At 74.6% G+C, this 1,338-nt stretch carries 2 pseudogenes; one reads left to right on the top strand and one right to left on the bottom strand.

Annotation, left to right across the window (positions count from 1 at the left end):
- Window positions 1-210, top strand: a pseudogene (locus tag G3I40_RS13430) (cytochrome P450); the annotation flags it as partial.
- On the opposite strand, the pseudogene G3I40_RS13425 reads toward G3I40_RS13430, so the two are convergent.
- Window positions 170-1,338 (bottom strand): annotated as a pseudogene (locus tag G3I40_RS13425) (malto-oligosyltrehalose synthase); the annotation flags it as partial. The pseudogenes G3I40_RS13430 and G3I40_RS13425 sit on opposite strands and share 41 nt — an antisense overlap.

Below are 1,338 nucleotides of genomic sequence, written 5' to 3'. Positions count from 1 at the left end.
GACCTCTTCCGCGCCGCCCCCGGGCAGCTGGCCTTCGGCGCGGGCCGGCACCGCTGCCTCGGCGTCCAGCTCGCCCGCCTCACCGCCGGGTCGGGCCTGCAGGCCCTGCTGGAGGCGCTGCCCCGGCTCGCCTGGGCACCTGGCTTCAGGCCCGCCCCCGAAGGGCTGCTCACCCGCGCTCCCGCCGCCCTTCACGTACGCCTGCACTGAGACCGGCGGCGCCGTCCTCGGCGCGTACCAGGAGTGCCACCGGCAACCGCCGGAAAAGGTCCGCCACGCGCGCGTGACCGCTGAACTGCCGCTCTGGATCGAGCAGTTCGGTCCACTCGCCTTCAGGGAGCACCAGCTCTGTCTCCCGCCAGCCACCCGCCTCGGCCAGCCGGAGCGACAACCGGGTCACCGCCACGACCACCCGTCCCGACCGTGCATAGGCCACACAGTGCCCCGCGCCCGACCCCTCCACGGACAGCGGCGCATAGGTCGCCGAGCCGCCGAACCACTCGGGGTGCTCCCTGCGCAGCCGCAGGGCCGCCTTCGTGAGGGCGGCCTTCTCCTCGGAGAGCGCACCGCGTCCCTTCACGTCGAAGCGGGCGGGCTCCCGGTTGTCCGGGTCCACCAGGGCGCGGTACTCGTGCTCGGTGCCCTGGTAGAGGTCCGGCACGCCCGGCATCGTGAGGTGGACCAGGGCCGCGCCCAGAACGTTCGCCCCTACATGCGGTGCGAGTTCCTCCATGAAGCGCAGCACCGCATCCCCGGGCGGGCCGCACGGGCCGGACGCCACGAAGTCCCGTAGCGCGCCCTCATAGGCGGTGTTCTGCTCCGTCCAGGTCGTGAACAGGCCCGCCTCGCGCGCGTGCTTGAGCAGTGCCTGCTGCATCCGCTCCGGTTCGGCCGGCCCGAGCCCGGCCACCGTCTGCCAGGCCGCCCACGCCAGTTGGGGGTCGGGGGAGCTCGTCCCGCCGCCGTGCGCGGTCCGCTCCGTCACCTGGGCCAGCAGTGTCTCCCAGTGGTCGGGGCACTGGGTGAGCACCGCGATGCCCGCCCGCACGTCCGCGCTGCGCTTCGTGTCGTGCGTGGACAGCACCGTCGAGGTGTACGGCCAGTCCCGCTGCACGCGCGCGCAGTACGCGTGGAAGTCCCCGGCGGACACCGCCGGGTCGTGCGGGCAGCCGCCGACCTCCAGCGCCGACAGCAGCGGCGTGTGCCGGTAGAACGCCGTGTCCTCGACCGACTTGGCCCGCAGCGCCGAAGCGGTCTGCGCGAACCGGGCCCGGAACGCCCGGTGCGCCGGCCCGTCGCCGTGCCGCCCGAGCGCCAGGTCCCGCACGGTGTCGACGG

It is taken from the genome of Streptomyces sp. SID14478, from assembly GCF_010548525.1.
GTDB lineage: Bacteria > Actinomycetota > Actinomycetes > Streptomycetales > Streptomycetaceae > Streptomyces.
Note: the sequence above shows the minus strand (reverse complement) of the source record. Positions and strands in the feature narration are given on the sequence as shown.